This window comes from Acinetobacter sp. V116_7, from assembly GCF_056735735.1.
Window position 1 is genome coordinate 258,326 of sequence record NZ_JBWZIF010000026.1, and the last position, 14,101, is coordinate 272,426.

Here is a 14,101-nt window from a genome sequence, read left to right on the forward strand (position 1 = left end):
TTTTATTTAAAAATCTGGTTTTAAAATATCATTAAAAAGCGATAGATAGTTCCAAAGATAAATAAGCAACTAAGCTTGATAAAAAGACCATGGGTACATAGCGATAAGCTTTAAACAGTAATTGCTCATATTTAGTAGATATTTGTTTAGCTTGCCAGACACTCGCTTTTAATGCGGTAAAGAAGCTCACCATCAACCATGCACTCACAATACTTAATGCGAAGAAACCAATCATAATTTGGCTACTTCCCTCTGTACTCAACCATAACTTTAATGAAAATTCAGCAATTGGCAATAAACCCAAAATCAATAGGACAGATTTGAGCATTACCCAATGGAACTGAGTCAGTTCATCTAATATGAGAAATGCTTTCATTTAATCTCTCCTTTTTAATTGAATAAAGTGCTTTTTATTTATTATGCAAAGCTTTCATTTAAATATATAGCTTATTTCTCTCTACATTTTAACTTTCTTGTAACTATTAAATATGGGAATAATTCTTATTATAAATCTCAAATATCATTATTAATTTTAATTTATATTTTTCAGTTGTTTATTATATTTTCCTGATTGAGAGAGATTATCAATTCGAATTTATCGGTTTATCTTTTTAACTAAATTGATAATCTCTATTATATTTTCAATTAAGGCTGATAATAAATATCCGCATCATTACCCTCACCACCATCTTTGCCATCTGCTCCAAATGAATACAAATCAAAAGCGCGACCATCTGCCCCAGGAATGACATATTGAATATCATTTTTCCAACTGTCTTTAGGATAACCACCTTTTACATAGCCACCCGGCATCCAGTTTTTCGCTGTTGCAGGTTGATTAACTAAAGCATCTAGCCCGCCTTCTTGCATGGTTGGGAAATGTCCATTATCAAGCTTGTACTGATCTAAAGCACCAGCCACACCTTTTAATGTAATTTGGGTGGTATCAATTTTAGCTTTTTCACTACGCCCCATGACATTTGGTACGATTAACGCTGCTAACACGCCTAAAATTACAATCACGACCATGACTTCAATGAGGGTAAATCCTGAGGCACGTTTCATTCGAGCACCGCTCGAACGTGCCGCAAGTCCGAAAGCTACGCTTGAGGTTTTTTGAGCATCCTTAACGTGCTCTTTTTGTTTCATGACCATCTTCATCATTATCTCTAATATCAAAGTTATTAAATCATATTGTTCATATTTACGATTGGCAGCATAACCGCGATTACAATAACCAGTACAATGCTTGCCATTAGAACCAGCATAAGTGGTTCAAGTAATGCCAGTAAGGTTGAAATAAATGTTGTAACCTCACGGTCTTGCATGGTCGATGCACGTTCTAACATGCGGTCCAGTTCGCCTGATGCCTCACCACTTCGAATCATTTGTACCATCATTGGTGGGAAATAACCACTGCGCTCAAGCTGTGTTCCCAAGTTACCACCTTCGGTAACACGCTCAGCTGCATGGGCAATTGAATCTCGTATGACCCAATTACTGGTCACTGCTGCACCAATCTTTAAGGCATCGACCAAAGGTACGCCTGAACGAGTCAAAATAGATAAAGTACTGGCAAATCGTGCAGAATTAATACCACGTGACAGTTTACCGAATAATGGCAATTTGAGTGTTAATCGATCAAAAGCATAATGCCCAGCAGTCGTTTTTAAGAATCGTACAAATGCAACAATTCCCACAACTGCAAAAATAATAATAAACACCCAAGCATGCCGAATAAAATCACTGGCTTTCATTAAAGCAACTGTAATCCACGGCAAGGCATCTTTACTTTGGTCGAACGTTTTTACAATCTCTGGCACAACATAAGTCATTAAACCCATCACAATACCAAAAGACATCAGCATTAAAATGATTGGGTAAATCATAGCGCCCTGAACTTTCTTTTGCATGGCAAAACGGTTTTCGGTGTAATCAGAGAGCTGATCTAAAATCAGATCTAAATGCCCAGAACGCTCACCAGCTGCGACCGTTGCAATATAGAGGTCTGGAAACCGTCCAGATTGCTGCATCCCTTGTGCGAGTGAATGCCCTTCTAAAACGCGAGAACGGACAGATAATAAAAGGTTTTGCACATGTGGTTTTTCACTTTGCCTACTCACCGCACGTAAAGCTTCTTCTAGAGGAATGGCCGCTGCAACCAAAACAGAAAGTTGTCTGGTCATGAGTGCCAAATCATAAGCACTGAACTTTTTTTGGAATAACCCCTGACTCTGATGTTTATCTTTTTGTTCAACAGGGTCAACACTAATTGGTGTCCATGCTTTATCGCGTAATTGTTGGCGAATCTGGCGTGCTGAATCTCCTTCAAGCACTCCTTTTTGCTGCTTCCCTGAAGCATCAATGGCAGTAAATTGATATGCAGGCATGGTAATGTTCTAATTTTCCAAAAATAATAGTCGCTGCTGTTGCATCTATGCTACGCAATCATTCATATTCGTTCTATAGCCTGTGTAGAATACCCAAGTCCTCTTCACGACGCTATGCCGTTTTTTAAAATTGACGAAATGAGCCTCTATGACCATAACGCCAAAGCCAGATTCAGTTGTTTATCGTGTGCGTGTAGCCGTACCTGTGCATCTGTACGACACTTTTGACTATACACTCACCCAAGCACAATATGAACGGGCTCACGTAGGCTCACGCGTCGCTATTTCATTTGGACGCCAAAACCTGATTGGTATCATTACAGAAAAAGTAAATCCACATGAGCCATTTACAGGCAAATTTCAGCTTAAAGCCATTTCTGAACTTTTAGATGAAGAACCAATTTTAGATGAACAAGTTTTAAGTTTATTGACATGGTCCGCGCAATATTACCAATTTCCAATTGGTGAGGTCATGCAAACTGCCCTACCCGCATTATTGCGTCAGGGCAAACCGATGGATGTTTTGTTCCATCTTTGGAAAATCACTCCCTGTGACAATGTTGAAGCACTGCTAAAGCGTTCTGTTAAGCAACAAGATGCGTATCAAATTTTAAAATTACACCCTGCCGGAACTACAGAAAATATTCTCAATTTAAGTGGTGTAGAAACTGCAACGCTTAAAGCACTTCAAAAGAAAGGATTGGTTGACTGCACGCTCGAACCACACGACTTTAGCCCGACACCAGCTCAATTGGCACAAATGCCGCTCACGCTCAATGAAGATCAAAAGAAAGCAACCCAGCACGTCGTAAACGCGCAACATCAATACCAAGCATTTTTATTAGATGGTTTAACAGGAAGTGGTAAAACCGAAGTTTATCTGCACATCATGCACGAGGTGCTAAAGCAAGGTAAACAAGTACTGGTGTTAGTACCTGAAATTGGTTTAACCCCTCAAACGATTTCCCGTTTTAAGTCTCGTTTTAACTGTGATATTGCTTTATTGCACTCTGGCTTAAATGATTCCAAACGCTTACAAGCATGGCAACAGGCACAGACTGGAAAAGCGTCTATTATTTTAGGAACGCGCTCTGCCATCTATACGCCACTGCCACGTTTGGGCCTCATCATTTTAGATGAAGAGCACGACCTGTCTTATAAGCAACAAGAAGGCTTCCGATATCACGCGCGTGATGTCGCACTGTACCGCGGTCACTTGCAAAGCTGCCCTGTTATTTTAGGGTCGGCAACACCAAGTATTGATAGTTATTATTTGGTCGAAACTGGCAAATTAACTGCACTGCAACTCAACAAACGTGCTGGACATGCACTTTTGCCTAAAATGCATTTGATTGACCTTAAAATTGTCAAAAAACAGCATGGAATCAGCCAGCCTCTTATTGAACAAATCAAACATACATTAGCTAGAAAAGAACAGGTTTTAATCTTTTTAAACCGTCGTGGCTATGCACCTGTACTAGTTTGTGAAAGCTGTGGATGGCAAGCAAATTGCCCGCATTGCGACGCGCATTTTACTTTGCACACTCAGCCTTATTCTTATTTACACTGTCACCACTGCGGAACCATTCATCGCTTACCCGATCATTGCCCTGAATGTCAGCAAAAAAGCTTAAAAACTTTAGGTGCAGGAACCGCTAAGGTTGAAGAGCACTTACAAGAACTATTTCCAGATCATGATGTCATTCGGGTCGATCGTGACAGTACCAGTCGTGTCGGAAGCTGGCAAAAAATCTATGACCGTATTCATCAAAACAAACCAACAATTTTACTCGGCACTCAAATGTTGGCAAAAGGCCATCATTTTCCGCATGTCACATTAGTTGCCATTTTAGATATTGATGCAGGTTTACTCAGTGTAGACATCCGTGCACCAGAACGTACGGCGCAGCTGATTGTACAAGTCGCTGGTCGTGCAGGTCGTGGTGAACACAAAGGCCATGTTTATTTACAAACATTAAGACCTGACCATCCGTTACTCACCACGCTCATTGAAAAAGATTATCGCGCAGTTGCCAAACAAACGCTGGCTGAACGTAAAGTAGCTTTGCTGCCACCTTATCGCTATGCAGTACTAATACGTGCAGAATCTAAAGATCGTGACTATACCTTACAATTTTTAAATGAAGCAGCCGAGCAACTTCGTCAAGTCGCTGGTGAGATTGTTGATATTTGGGGACCTATTCCAGCGCCGATGGAACGTAAAGCGGGACGCTACCGTGCCCACATGGTGATTTTATCTGCTGACCGTGCTCGCCTACATTTTTACTTAAGACAATGGTGGTCTCAATTGGTTCATGCCCCAAGACAGCATCAGCTCAGGCTATCAATTGATGTCGATCCGCAAGAATTTAATTAGATGATTTGAATATCATGGTGTGAAGAAGCCTTTTTGGCTTTACACTTAAAAGAGACTAATACATTCGAGGCAATGAATGTCATTCCTACTGCAAGCAACAATCTTTCTTGGAGCTTCTCTGATTTTAGTCCCTCTTGGCAAACGCCTAGGGATAGCAACAGTTTTAGGTTATTTATTTACAGGAATACTTCTAGGTCCTAGTGTTTTAAATATTGCACATGACCCTGAAGCAATTATGGAACTTGCCGAATTCGGTGTCATTTTATTGATGTTCCTGATTGGTTTAGAACTAAGACCACAGCGGTTGTGGGAAATGCGTGACTCTATTTTTGTAATGGGAAGTCTGCAAGTCCTCATTAGCGGTGGCGTACTTATGCTGATCATACTATTACTCTTTAAGCAGCAGCTTTCTGTTAGCTTTGTCATTGGTTTTGCCCTTGCGCTATCTTCCACCGCTTTTGTATTACAGCTTCTGACTGAAAAGCAGCAACTCAACACGACTTATGGTCAGCAATCTTTTTCGATTTTGCTCTTTCAAGATATAGCGGCGATTCCCTTACTTGCCATCATTCCATTATTGGCAGGAACAGAATCAACCCATCACGGGATCGCTTATTTTGCGGCGATTATTGCGACCTTTACTGGCTTGTTTTTGTTTAGTCGCTATGTGATGCGTCCTTTTTTCCGTTTTGTTGCAAAAAGTGGCGCGACTGAGCTTATTACAGCAGTAGGATTATTTATTATCCTTGCCGTTGTCTTGCTTATGGATACCTTAGGAATTAGCACCACATTAGGCGCGTTCCTTACAGGCGTATTATTAGCAGATTCAGAATTTCGTCACGAAGTTGAAGCGAGTATTGCACCGTTTAAAGGTTTACTACTTGGCTTATTCTTTATGACCGTGGGTATGACCACTCAACTGTCACTACTCATTGAAATGCCTTTACTTATTATTGGTGGAGCAGTCGGCTTATTGCTCATCAAAACACTGATATTGACGGCCATTGCCCGCTATAAAAAATACAGTTGGAACAATAGTTTGCTTTTGGGCACTTGCTTGGCACAAGGCGGAGAATTTGCTTTTGTAATTTTGAGTCTTGCAAAAAGTGAGAAGATTTTAACTCAAGCTCTATTAGAACCAGTGACCCTTATTGTGACGTTGTCGATGGTACTTACCCCAGTGATTTACTGGATTATGGCAACCAAGGTTATTCCTCTGTTTAATAAAGAACGTCCACCTGAGTACGATGAAATTCCTCAGCAGGATAACCCGATTATCATTGCTGGTTTTGGTCGATTTGGACAAATTATCGCGCGTATTGCCCGCCTGCAACATTTGGGCTTTACCGCAATCGACAATAATCTTCATCAAGTAGACTTTGTTCGACGCTATGGCGGCAAGCTTTATTATGGCGATGTGACCCAGCCAGATTTATTGCGTTCCGCGGGTATTGAAAAAGCCAAAGTATTTATTTTAGCGATTGATGATGTTGAAGACTCAATGAATGTCGCTCGCCATCTCAGATTAAATTACCCAAACTTAAAGCTGTTGGCTCGTGCTCGTGACCGCCATCACGTACATCTTTTAAGAGATTTAGGCGTTGAATACATTTGGCGTGAAACATATTTATCTTCATTAGGTATGGCTTATCGCGCCTTACGAGAACTCGGCATCTCAGATGAACAAGCCTATAACAATATCGAAATCTTTCGGGATTATGATGAGAAATTGCTCATACAGCAGCAAAGTATTTATACTGATGAACAGAAGATTTTTGAAACACATCGTAATGCCTTAGCCGAACTTGAACATTTGTTTGAAAGTGATGCGCAGCAACAGGCTACATCAAAACATGATGTTAATTTAAAGCGTCATTTACAGCCAAATCGCATCGACATTACAAGAGATCATCTAGAATAACTTGAGATTTCAAAAAATGGCTATATTAAGGACTTATTCACATTGCCTAAATAATTGGACAATGGGCACAAAGCTGCCCCTGTCCGGCTTGCGGCTTCGCTGCATTTCCTAAGCTTGATTAAAACGAAATAGTTATACTCTGCTTAGGGCCCTGGAGAATATTATGTCTGATTTACGCCAACGCTTTTATATTGAGAACTTTCCGGTTCGTGGGGAAGTAGTTCATCTAGAAGAAGCACTACAAACTATCTTAGCTCAACGTGACTATATGCCTGCGGTTAAAATTCTGTTAGGTGAAATGTTGAGTGCGACTGCATTACTTGCAAGTACACTAAAAATCAAAGGCCGTATCAGCTTGCAAATCCAGGCTAGCGGTACCTTTAAGTGGGCAATGGCTGAATGTAATCATTTAGGTGAAGTACGTGCTCTAGCTGATTACGAAACGGACCCACGCTTCATCGAAGCAACAGACAGTAGTACAGTTCTTGGCGCTTTAGTTAATCCAGTTTTATTTATTAATATTGAACCTGAATTTGGCGAGCGTTATCAAGGGATTGTCCCTCTTGATCAAAAAACTTTAGCTGGCTGTTTAATGCAGTATTACGATTTGTCTGCGCAAATTCCAACTCGCATTGTGTTAGCAAGTACGACCAAACGCTCTGGTGGTTTACTAATTCAGCTTTTACCACGCCATGATGAAGAAGAGCAAAACTTGGTCGATGAAGATTTATGGCCACGTTTGACGATGTTGACCGAAACATTAAAAGCCGAAGAGCTGACCAATTTAGATGCAAACGAAATTTTATATCGTTTATATAACGAAGAAGAAGTTCGTTTACCAGAAATTGAAGCACTAAAATTTGGCTGTACATGTTCAAAAGAACGCTGTGCAAATGCACTGATTCAAATTGGTGTAGACGCTGTTCATGAAACATTAGAGGAACAGAACCCTATTCGTATGGATTGTCAGTTCTGTAATACTCAATACACTTTTACTGCTGAAGAAGCTTTAGCATTATTTGGTGAACATTTGAGTTAATCATTAAAATTTATAAAAAGGCGGATATACCGCCTTTTTATTTGTCTGTACTTTTGATGATAGTTTTCAATATTTTATTTTAAATAGGATAATATAAGGCTACTTTATAGCCTATAAATAGATTGCTTAAAACGCCATGAATTATTTTGATTATTTTCTCTTTATTTTTAGCGTAATTATTATGATTGCGACCCCTGGCCCCGTAATGATTTTAGTTGCAAGCGCTGGACTTAAAGGAGGCTATAAAAAAGCGCTTGAAACCATTTTTGGTACAAATCTAGCATCTCTTGTCTTAATTTTTATTTCAGTACTCGTTTTAAAGGGAGTACTGAGTGTTAACGATAGTTATCTTAATATCATTCGTATTTTAGGCTGCTTATATATTGGTTATTTGGGTTTTAGTATTCTTAAAGAAGTGATTCAAGCACCTCATCCAGAAGCAATACAAACAGTTTCAGCACAAAATGGTGGCTTTAAAAAAGGCTTTCTCGTAGGTATTTCAAACCCTAAAGATATTATTTTTTTCTCGGCCTTCTTTCCCCAATTCGTCTCTATTACCCCTCAATTAAATTTAAGTCTAACCATACTGACCCTGACATGGATTGTTTTAGACTTCCTCACCTTATCTTTGGTTTATATATTCTTCCGTCGCCTCTCTAACAGTCATTTATATCCAAAAATATTAGGGCTATGCGGTTTATTACTTTTACTTATTGCCCTGTATGGCTTATATCAAAGTTTCATCTAAATCATGAAAGATATGGGCCTCATTTGCCTATACCTTTTTCTATCAATTTCATTTGGGAATAGAACAACTCTTATACAATCTAGCTTATTGAAAACTCTAAAAATCGTTTCATAATGAAATAAACAACTCCATCGTGATAAAACATTATGGCAAAAAATTATTATGAAGAATTAGGGGTTACACGCAAAGCCTCTGCTGATGAAATTAAAAAAGCTTATCGGAAACTAGCCCGTAAATATCATCCTGACATCAGCAAAGAAAAAGATGCAGAAGAAAAGATGCAGGCCATTAATGTTGCCTATGACACGTTAAGCAATGCAGAAAAAAAAGCTGAATATGACCAGATGTTAGATCATCCTCAAGGTTTTAATAACTTTGGTCAGGGTGCTGCACAAGGTGGCTTTGATGGAGCACAGTTTTATCGCCAAGGCTTTACAGGTGGTGAACAAGCAGACTTTAGCGGTTTTGAAGATTTATTTGGACGCTTTGGTGCAGGATTTGGTGGTGGTCAGCAACAGTACCAGAGACAACAACGTAGTTATCGCGGTGAAGACCAACATGCCAGCATAGAGGTTGATCTTGATATTGCCTATCATGGATCAACGCAACAGATTACCCTGCAAATCCCGACCATGAATGCTTATGGCGAACCTGAAGTTCAACGCAAAACCTTGCAGGTGAAAATACCAAAAGGTATGAAAGAAGGTCAGCAAATTCGCTTGAGTGGACAAGGACAAAGTGGTATCAATGGTGGTGCCAACGGCGATCTTTATATTGAAATTCAGTATAAAGATACAGACCGCGTTCATGTTGAAGGTAGCGATGTATATTTGACTGTAGATGTAGCGCCGTGGGAAGCTGCATTAGGTCAGGGTATTGAAGTAAAAACACCAGCTGGACCTTTAAACGTCAATTTACCTCACAACGCAAAACAAGGACAACAGCTACGTTTAAAAGACAAAGGGATACCAAATAAAACGCCAGGCCATCTCTATTTAATTTTAAATATTGTATTCCCACCAGCGCATTCTGAAAAAGAAAAACAAGCTTATCAGCAACTGGCTGAAGCCTTCGCTTCATTCGAACCTCGTTCATCTCATTAGGGAGCAAGATCATGACAACCATTCATTATCGCGAAATTGTATATGACGGCCATACCTTTAGTGCGGAGGTCGTTGATGAACAATCTACATTTGACCTACAACAATTTGCTCAAGCTTGTGGTCAAAGCCCTGACTGGATTATTCAGTTAATTGAATATGACATTTTATCTGTCGATAATACGCCTGAAGCACACCAATTTATCGGTGAAGATGTGGCACGTGCACGTAAAGCTTATCGTCTGCAACGTGACTTTGACGCAAGTTTGGCAGCAGTTGCGGTGATGTTAGATTTGATTGATGAAGTACAACAACTTAGAAAACAGTTGAAGCATTTTCATTAAGATTTTTTCTTCTAAATAATCTTTCACACAGGTATGAGCTAACGTGATGGGCGGCATGGATGCCGCCTTTTGGACTGCGGTAACAAGGATGTACCGTCAGTCCAAGCAAGGGGTTTTGTTACTTTTGCCCAGTCAAAAGTAAGGATATGCCTAGACAATAAGTATCAAATTAATCCCTAAATTTGAGGCAGTACTAACAAATCAACTTTACTGATCTTTGAAAATTCCTATTACTTCAACCGAGTAATCTTCTCCAATTCCTTCACAGTCTGTTTAATCGGCTCATATTCCAAAAACCAAAACAAATTCATCCGATCTTGACGATGCTGTTGAGCCAGTAAATCAATCACACTTTTTTCACCACGCCCAACCAAATGCTGTCGATAAAAATAGTACAACAGAAAAATCGTACTAATCAGCATGGCACCCAACATAATCCAGAAACCAACAGGTGATTTAAGACCAGGAATAAACTCAAAGTTCATTCCATAAATGCCCGTTAAAAGGGTAAGTGGTGCAAAGACTGCCGTGATAATCGCAAGAATCCGCATGTTTTCATTAGTTTGGTTTGCAATAGCAGAAAAATGTAAATCAATTGCTGACTGAATTGCGCTACGTAAACGTAAAGTATGTTTCTGAATACGTTCTACATGACTCATTAAATCATTTAAACGAACCAGTAAAATATCTTGAGAATTATGGATGTGACTGCCAACGACATGATGGTAATTTTCTACAATTTCATCCCGAAACTCTTGAAGGGTTTCGATTTGTTCTTCACATAAATTTTCGACCTGTTGAAAGGCCATATTCTCATGGAACAACTGGTGCCACTGTTTAAAACGACGATTACCCTGCAATAGTTGTTGTTGCCAATGCTCTACTCTTCGCGTCAATGGTGAGCGGATATCAAGATAACCATCAACCATACTATTTAACAAGCGTAATGATAAATCGACGGGTGAATTCGGTAATTTACGGGTTTTGTTTTGTTCTTCTAAAGTTTTACATAAAATATTTTCGAGACGTTGAATATAGTTTTCAATCGACTTATTCCCCTGCTCGCGCACACTAATCAGCACATCAGGTGTCAAAATAAAACTAATCGGCGTCGTTGCTAAACCAAAAACACTATCTTGTGATTCTGCATGCTTAATTTCATCGTCAGGCGTAACCAATTTCTTAAAAATTAACAGGTCATATTCTTCAAGCGTGTCAAATGCACAGGGATGTTCAATGTTGGCAATATCCCGCATATGAAACTCATTAATAACCACACCTGAAAGCTTATGAATCTCTTGTTGCCATTCTTCGTTATGGTTAACCACATCCGTTCTGACACTATCAATCCAGAAAAACTCCAGAACATGTTCACTATGCTGTTCGCGGCTTAAAAAGACATAGCCGTCGCTTTGATGGCGATAAAAATAATAAACCTGCATACCACAACGATCTGTTTTTGTATTACTTGCATCATGCCATAAAAAAAGTCCGCATCAAGCGGACTTTTTCGTGTCATTCAAACAATTATGCTTGTTCGATGTCTTTCATAGTCAATTTAATACGACCACGGTTATCAACATCAGCAACTTGTACTTTCACTTCTTGACCTTCTTTAAGAACGTCAGTCACGTTCGCAATACGTTCGTTTGAAATTTGCGAAATGTGAAGAAGACCATCAGTACCCGGCATGATGTTTACAAACGCACCGAATTCTACAATACGGATTACTTTACCGTCATAGATCTTACCTGGTTCAACTTCAGCAGTAAGTGCTTGAATTTTTGCAATCGCAGCACGAGCAGCAGCTTTAGTTTCACCAAATACGCGAACTGTACCGTTATCTTCAATATCAATTGCAGCTTTAGTTTCTTCAGTAATGGCACGAATCGTTGCGCCACCTTTACCAATAACATCACGGATCTTGTCTGGATTGATGTTAATCACTTCAAATGTCGGTGCATGTGCGCTGATTTCAGCACGAGCACGTGAAATGACTTTATTCATTTCATTCAGGATGTGCATACGACCAGCAAATGCTTGGTTTAATGCAACTTCCATAATTTCTTCAGTGATACCTTCAATCTTGATGTCCATTTGAAGCGCAGTAATACCGTTTGCAGAACCTGCTACTTTAAAGTCCATATCACCTAAGTGATCTTCATCACCCAAGATGTCAGAAAGTACTGCAAAACGCTCGCCTTCTTTCACTAAGCCCATTGCGATACCAGCAACTGGTGCTTTAAGTGGAACACCCGCATCCATAAGTGATAATGAAGCACCACATACAGAAGCCATTGAAGATGAACCGTTAGATTCAGTAATGTCAGATACGATACGGATTACGTACGGGAAGCGGTCCGCAGCAGGAAGAACAGCTTGAACACCACGACGAGCTAAACGACCATGACCGATTTCACGACGCTTAGGGCCAGACTCACGACCAGTTTCACCTACAGAGTATGCAGGGAAGTTGTAGTGCAACATGAAGTTGTCAGTTTTAGTACCTGACAATGTATCAACCATTAATGCATCACGAGTATTACCCAAAGTTGTTGTTACCAACGCTTGAGTTTCACCACGTGTAAATAATGCAGAACCGTGAGCGCGGTCTAATACACCAACTTGAACGTCGATACCACGAACAGTTTTAGTATCACGGCCATCAATACGTGGTTTACCTGACAAGATGTTGTCACGTACTGTACGGTATTTAAGGTCTTCAAATAATTCATTTACTTCGTCAGCAATACCAGTTTCGTCATTTTCAGGAACGAACTGAGCTACAGCTTCTGCATAAAGTGCATCAAGTGCTGCATAACGGTCTTGTTTAACCGCAATTGTATATGCTTCAGAAATTTTAGCTTCGAAAGCTGCTTTTAATTGCTCAAGAAGTGCTTCGTTTTTGCTTGGAGCAACCCAAGTTGATTCAACTGCACCAGCAGCAGCAGCAAATTCTTTAATTGCTTGAATCGCGATTTGCATTTCGTCATGACCGAAAAGCACAGCACCAAGCATTTGGTCTTCTGAAAGCTCTTTAGCTTCAGATTCAACCATTAATACAGCAGATTCTGTACCAGCAACAACAAGGTCAAGGTCACTTTCTTTCAACTGTTCAAAGTTCGGGTTAAGAACATATTCACCGTTGATTAAACCAACACGTGCGCCACCGATTGGACCACGGAAAGGAGTACCAGCAATAGATAATGCTGCTGATGTACCAAGCATTGCTGCAATATCAGCATCCATAGTTTTGTCAGAAGAAACAACTGTTGCTGTTACTTGGATTTCGTTGAAGTAACCTTCTGGGAACAATGGACGAATTGGACGGTCAATAAGACGTGAAATTAAAGTTTCAGCTTCAGAAGCACGGCCTTCACGCTTACCGTAACCACCAGGGATACGACCAGCTGCATATTGTTTTTCTTGATAGTTAACTGTTAACGGGAAGAAGTCTTGACCCGCTTTTGCTTTAGGTTGAGCAACAACTGCAACTAAAACAGTTACGCCACCCATTGTAATTAAAACTGTGTTTGCTTGACGTGCAACGCGACCCGTTTCTAAAACGACTTGATGTTGACCGAATTGGAATTCTTTACGAACGATATTAAACATTGACATGTATTGTATTTTCCTAATTTTATTCTAGTGAGACCCCTAAGGTTTGGCATTCAGACTACAACTGTTGGTAGATAAATGACAAAGCTTAGAAGCCATCACACTAGGCCAAAAATTTTAAATAATATTAAACGCAAAGAAGGAGCGCACAAGCGCCCCTTCTAAACATCACTTAATCTAAAATTAAGTGAAACTCTCTTTTCAGCGATAAAGCATTGCGACATGCGAAATAGCGAAAACAAAGTGAAAATCGAATTAACGACGTAAACCTAAAGCACCGATCAAAGCAGTGTAACGACCGTGGTCTTTACCATTTAAGTAGTCGAGCAATTTACGACGTTGGTTAACCATACGAATCAAACCACGACGGCTGTGATGGTCGTGTTTGTGAGCTTTAAAGTGACCTTGTAAATCATTGATTTGAGCAGTCAATAAAGCTACTTGTACTTCTGGTGAACCAGTGTCATTTTCAGCGCGAGCAAATTTAGCAATGATCTCTGCGCGGTCTGCATTAGTTAAAGCCATTCGATTTCTCCGAGATGCTTAAAAAAGTAAACGATATGA

Annotated in this window: 12 protein-coding genes; 6 read left to right on the forward strand and 6 right to left on the reverse strand. The window is 39.8% G+C overall.

Annotated elements, in window-relative coordinates:
• Positions 1-31: 31 nt before the first annotated feature.
• The 3 genes from AC1PJP_RS12355 to gspF form a co-directional block, all read right to left on the reverse strand.
• Complete coding sequence (locus tag AC1PJP_RS12355; protein WP_005301935.1) at positions 32-376, reverse strand: hypothetical protein; 345 nt, start codon at positions 374-376, stop codon at positions 32-34.
• Between the two features lie 269 nt (positions 377-645).
• Entirely contained in the window at positions 646-1,161 is a 516-nt protein-coding gene (gene gspG / locus AC1PJP_RS12360; protein ID WP_107880652.1) for a type II secretion system major pseudopilin GspG, read from the reverse strand.
• Positions 1,162-1,184: 23 nt separating this feature from the next.
• Complete coding sequence (gspF, locus tag AC1PJP_RS12365; protein ID WP_005301929.1) at positions 1,185-2,390, reverse strand: type II secretion system inner membrane protein GspF; 1,206 nt, start codon at positions 2,388-2,390, stop codon at positions 1,185-1,187.
• A gap of 148 nt (positions 2,391-2,538) precedes the next feature.
• Between gspF and AC1PJP_RS12370 the strand changes: the two genes are divergently transcribed.
• The 6 genes from AC1PJP_RS12370 to AC1PJP_RS12395 all read left to right on the forward strand — a co-directional run bounded on the left by AC1PJP_RS12370 (position 2,539) and on the right by AC1PJP_RS12395 (position 9,919).
• Complete coding sequence (locus AC1PJP_RS12370) at positions 2,539-4,767, forward strand: primosomal protein N' (RefSeq protein ID WP_479767043.1); 2,229 nt, start codon at positions 2,539-2,541, stop codon at positions 4,765-4,767.
• Positions 4,768-4,843: 76 nt separating this feature from the next.
• The gene (locus AC1PJP_RS12375; protein WP_005301924.1) at positions 4,844-6,688 is read left to right on the forward strand and encodes a monovalent cation:proton antiporter-2 (CPA2) family protein; all 1,845 of its coding nucleotides are present in this window, start codon (positions 4,844-4,846) and stop codon (positions 6,686-6,688) included.
• 163 nt (positions 6,689-6,851) lie between these two features.
• Positions 6,852-7,727 (forward strand): Hsp33 family molecular chaperone HslO, encoded by an 876-nt coding sequence (gene hslO / locus AC1PJP_RS12380; RefSeq protein ID WP_005301920.1) that lies wholly within the window; start codon positions 6,852-6,854, stop codon positions 7,725-7,727.
• 136 nt (positions 7,728-7,863) lie between these two features.
• Positions 7,864-8,475 carry a LysE family translocator gene (locus AC1PJP_RS12385; protein ID WP_005301917.1) on the forward strand — a complete coding sequence of 204 codons (612 nt, stop codon included), beginning with the start codon at positions 7,864-7,866 and terminating at the stop codon, positions 8,473-8,475.
• A 146-nt stretch (positions 8,476-8,621) separates the two neighbouring features.
• Entirely contained in the window at positions 8,622-9,578 is a 957-nt protein-coding gene (locus tag AC1PJP_RS12390; protein ID WP_013199061.1) for a DnaJ C-terminal domain-containing protein, read from the forward strand.
• An 11-nt stretch (positions 9,579-9,589) separates the two neighbouring features.
• A complete protein-coding gene (locus AC1PJP_RS12395; RefSeq protein ID WP_005301912.1) occupies positions 9,590-9,919 on the forward strand; it encodes a chaperone modulator CbpM in 330 nt (109 codons plus the stop codon).
• A 230-nt stretch (positions 9,920-10,149) separates the two neighbouring features.
• Here AC1PJP_RS12395 and AC1PJP_RS12400 read toward each other — a convergent pair whose 3' ends face one another.
• The 3 genes from AC1PJP_RS12400 to rpsO all read right to left on the reverse strand — a co-directional run bounded on the left by AC1PJP_RS12400 (position 10,150) and on the right by rpsO (position 14,062).
• Positions 10,150-11,361: a magnesium transporter CorA family protein gene (locus AC1PJP_RS12400; RefSeq protein WP_005301909.1), complete on the reverse strand. Its 1,212-nt coding sequence runs from the start codon at positions 11,359-11,361 to the stop codon at positions 10,150-10,152.
• Between the two features lie 85 nt (positions 11,362-11,446).
• Positions 11,447-13,534, reverse strand: a complete 2,088-nt coding sequence (gene pnp, locus AC1PJP_RS12405; RefSeq protein ID WP_171056879.1) for a polyribonucleotide nucleotidyltransferase — start codon at positions 13,532-13,534, stop codon at positions 11,447-11,449.
• 258 nt (positions 13,535-13,792) lie between these two features.
• Positions 13,793-14,062, reverse strand: a complete 270-nt coding sequence (gene rpsO / locus AC1PJP_RS12410) for a 30S ribosomal protein S15 (RefSeq protein WP_002114951.1) — start codon at positions 14,060-14,062, stop codon at positions 13,793-13,795.
• Positions 14,063-14,101: the final 39 nt, after the last annotated feature.

Excerpts from the sequence above, each read along its gene's own strand:
- AC1PJP_RS12355 (WP_005301935.1), bottom strand. The coding sequence starts at position 376 with ATGAAAGCATTTCTCATATTAGATGAACTGACTCAGTTCCATTGGGTA.
- gspG (WP_107880652.1), bottom strand. The coding sequence starts at position 1,161 with ATGAAGATGGTCATGAAACAAAAAGAGCACGTTAAGGATGCTCAAAAA.
- gspF (WP_005301929.1), bottom strand. The coding sequence starts at position 2,390 with ATGCCTGCATATCAATTTACTGCCATTGATGCTTCAGGGAAGCAGCAA.
- AC1PJP_RS12370 (WP_479767043.1), top strand. The coding sequence starts at position 2,539 with ATGACCATAACGCCAAAGCCAGATTCAGTTGTTTATCGTGTGCGTGTA.
- AC1PJP_RS12375 (WP_005301924.1), top strand. The coding sequence starts at position 4,844 with ATGTCATTCCTACTGCAAGCAACAATCTTTCTTGGAGCTTCTCTGATT.
- hslO (WP_005301920.1), top strand. The coding sequence starts at position 6,852 with ATGTCTGATTTACGCCAACGCTTTTATATTGAGAACTTTCCGGTTCGT.
- AC1PJP_RS12385 (WP_005301917.1), top strand. The coding sequence starts at position 7,864 with ATGAATTATTTTGATTATTTTCTCTTTATTTTTAGCGTAATTATTATG.
- AC1PJP_RS12390 (WP_013199061.1), top strand. The coding sequence starts at position 8,622 with ATGGCAAAAAATTATTATGAAGAATTAGGGGTTACACGCAAAGCCTCT.
- AC1PJP_RS12395 (WP_005301912.1), top strand. The coding sequence starts at position 9,590 with ATGACAACCATTCATTATCGCGAAATTGTATATGACGGCCATACCTTT.
- AC1PJP_RS12400 (WP_005301909.1), bottom strand. The coding sequence starts at position 11,361 with ATGCAGGTTTATTATTTTTATCGCCATCAAAGCGACGGCTATGTCTTT.
- pnp (WP_171056879.1), bottom strand. The coding sequence starts at position 13,534 with ATGTTTAATATCGTTCGTAAAGAATTCCAATTCGGTCAACATCAAGTC.
- rpsO (WP_002114951.1), bottom strand. The coding sequence starts at position 14,062 with ATGGCTTTAACTAATGCAGACCGCGCAGAGATCATTGCTAAATTTGCT.